This is a genomic window from Rhizobium atlanticum (assembly GCF_030182485.1).
Taxonomy (GTDB): Bacteria; Pseudomonadota; Alphaproteobacteria; order Rhizobiales; family Rhizobiaceae; genus Rhizobium.
The window spans coordinates 1-2,732 of record NZ_JAQJCJ010000069.1; the positions used below are offsets into that span (position 1 = coordinate 1).

Below are 2,732 nucleotides of genomic sequence, written 5' to 3' on the forward strand. Positions count from 1 at the left end.
CGCGGCCACGGCCACTCGATCGCCAAGGGCGTGGACATCGACGGCATGATGGCCGAACTGTTCGGCCGGGCGACCGGAACCTGCGGCGGCAAGGGTGGGTCGCAGCACATTGCCGACCTGCGCAAGGGCATGCTTGGAGCCAACGGGATCGTTGCGGCCGGCGCTCCGATCACCTGCGGGGCGGCGCTCAGCGCAAAGCTGCTTGGGACCGGCCAGGTCGCGGTCGCATTTGCCGGCGACGGGGCGATGAACGAAGGCGTCATGTCCGAGAGCTTCAACCTTGCCAAGATCTGGAACCTGCCGATCATCTTTGCGATTGAGGACAACGGCTTTGGCGAGGCGACGGCGAACGAGCATGTCTCTGCCGGCAGCTTCACGCGCCGTGCCGAAAGCTATGACATTCCGTCGATCGAAGTCGATGGCACCGATGTCTTCAAGGTCTATGAAGCAGCAGGACAAGCGGTCGAGCGTGCCAGGAACGGTGGCGGCCCGACAATGCTGCACATTCATGTCCCGCGTTACTACGGCCACTACAGCGGTGATCCGGACAATTACCGCACACCGGAGGAAAAGGCTGCGATGCGTCAGGATCGCGACTGCCTCAGCATCTTCCGCAAGCAGGTGAAGGAAGTCTCGCTGCTGGATGCTGCCGAACTCGATGCGGTCGACCAGACGGTGGAAGCCGAGATCGACCGTGCCGTGGCAGCTGCCCGAGCCGCGCCGTTCCCGCCGCTGTCGGCCCTGACCACCGACGTCTACGTCAAATATCTGTAAGGACGACTGACATGGCCAAGAAATCATTCCGCCAGGCACTCAACGATGCACTTCATTCCGAGATGGCGCGCGATCCGCGCGTGATCATGATGGGCGAAGACCTGACGGGCGGCGCCGGGGCGAACGGAGTGAAGGATGCCTGGGGCGGCCCCTTTGGGGTGACCCGTGGGCTTCTCGGGGCTTTTGGTCCGGATCGGGTGCGCGACACGCCGATCAGCGAAGCCGCCTTTATCGGGGCTGCGGCCGGTGCCGCCCTGACGGGCCTGCGGCCGATTGCGGAGATCATGTTCGTCGACTTTGCCGGCGTCTGCCTCGACCAGATCATGAACCAGGCGGCGAAGTTCCGCTACATGTTCGGCGGACGCGCCAAGACGCCGCTCGTCATCCGCGCCACCTATGGAGCGGGCAGCCGCTCCGGATCGCAGCATACCCAGGCTCTGCACGCGATCTTCACCCATATTCCCGGCCTCAAGGTGGTCATTCCGTCCAACCCCTATGACGCCAAGGGACTGCTCTTGCAGGCCATCCGCGATGACGACCCGGTGATCTTCCTCGAGCACAAGATGCTCTACGATACGGTCGGCGAAGTTCCGGACGCCTCCTATACCATTCCGTTCGGCGAAGCGCGTGTGGTGCGCGACGGCAAGGATGTGGTGATCATTGCCGTCGGCCGGATGGTCAGCGTCGCCGAAGACGCCGCGCGCAGTCTTGCCGCGGAAGGCATCTCCGCCAGTATCGTCGATCCGCGCACGACCTCGCCGCTCGACGAGGACACGCTTGTGGAAGTGACGGAAAAGATCGGCCGCGTCGTCATCGTCGACGAAGGCAATCCGCGTTGCGGTGTGGCGGCCGATATCTCCGCCCTGCTTGCCGATCAGTGCTTCGACGCTCTCAAGGCGCCGATCAAGCTGGTGACGGCACCGCACACGCCGGTTCCTTATGCTCCCAATCTTGAAGACGCCTATGTGCCGACGCCGGACGCGGTCATCAAGGCCGTCAAGTCAATCGTAAAGAGGTAAATGCCATGTCGCTTATCGAAGCAGTCACCATCCCCAAATGGGGAATGACGATGACCGAGGGCAAGATCACCCAATGGATGATCGGTGAGGGGGGCAGTGTCGCGCGCGGCCAGGAGATCCTGGAGATCGAGACGACGAAAGTGACGAATGTGCTCGAAGCGTCCGCCAGCGGTACGCTGAGGCAGATTGTTTTGGCAGAAGGCACGACGGCTCCCGTCGGTGCGCTGGCTGGCGTGATTGCCGACGAGAGCGCCACGCAAGAAGAGATCGACGCCTTCATCCAGAGCTATGCCGATCGCATCGGCAGCGGCGAAGAGGGCGAGGGCGGGGTATCCCTCCCGCGCAAGGTCGCGGTTCCAGGCGGCTCGCTCAATCTGCTGGAAGCAGGCGAAGCGAGCGACGATATCGTGCTCTTCCTGCACGGCTTCGGCGGAGACCTGACGACCTGGCTCTTCAACCAGCCGGTGCTGGCCGAAACGATGCGCACGATCGCCGTCGATCTTCCCGGTCATGGCGATTCCTCGCCGGCGGCGGGCAGCAATGTCGTTGACGAGATTGCCGTCGCGATCGAAGAGGCAGTCACCCCGATCGCGTCTGGAAGGATCCATCTCGTCGCCCACTCCTTTGGCGGCGCCATCGCCGCGGCTCTTGCAGCGCGTCAGCCCTCGCGCATCGGTTCGATGACGCTGATCGCACCGATTGGCCTTGGCAAGCAGATCAGCCGGGACTTCCTGACCGACTTCATCGCCGCCGAGCGCCGGCGCCCGCTGCAGAACGTCCTGGAGCGGCTGTTTGCCGATCCGTCCAAGATCACCAACGACATGGTCGAGGGCACCTTGCGCTTCAAGCGGCTGGAAGGCGTTCCCGAAGCGCTGTCGGCCATTGCGGACGCCATTGCCGATAACGGCGGTCAGAAGCAATCGATCGGTGCAACGCTCA

The 2,732-nt window shown here is 63.5% G+C and carries 3 protein-coding genes; all 3 read left to right on the forward strand.

The genetic code is table 11. The features are described 5' to 3' along the window. A partial coding sequence (locus tag PH551_RS32665; RefSeq protein WP_285196396.1) for a thiamine pyrophosphate-dependent dehydrogenase E1 component subunit alpha occupies positions 1 to 774 on the forward strand: 774 nt, incomplete at its 5' end. Positions 775 to 785: 11 nt separating this feature from the next. After that, entirely contained in the window at positions 786 to 1,793 is a 1,008-nt protein-coding gene (locus PH551_RS32670; RefSeq protein ID WP_077988838.1) for an alpha-ketoacid dehydrogenase subunit beta, read from the forward strand. Positions 1,794 to 1,798: 5 nt separating this feature from the next. Beyond that, positions 1,799 to 2,732: acetoin dehydrogenase dihydrolipoyllysine-residue acetyltransferase subunit (locus PH551_RS32675; RefSeq protein ID WP_285196398.1), on the forward strand; the 934-nt coding region annotated here is incomplete at its 3' end.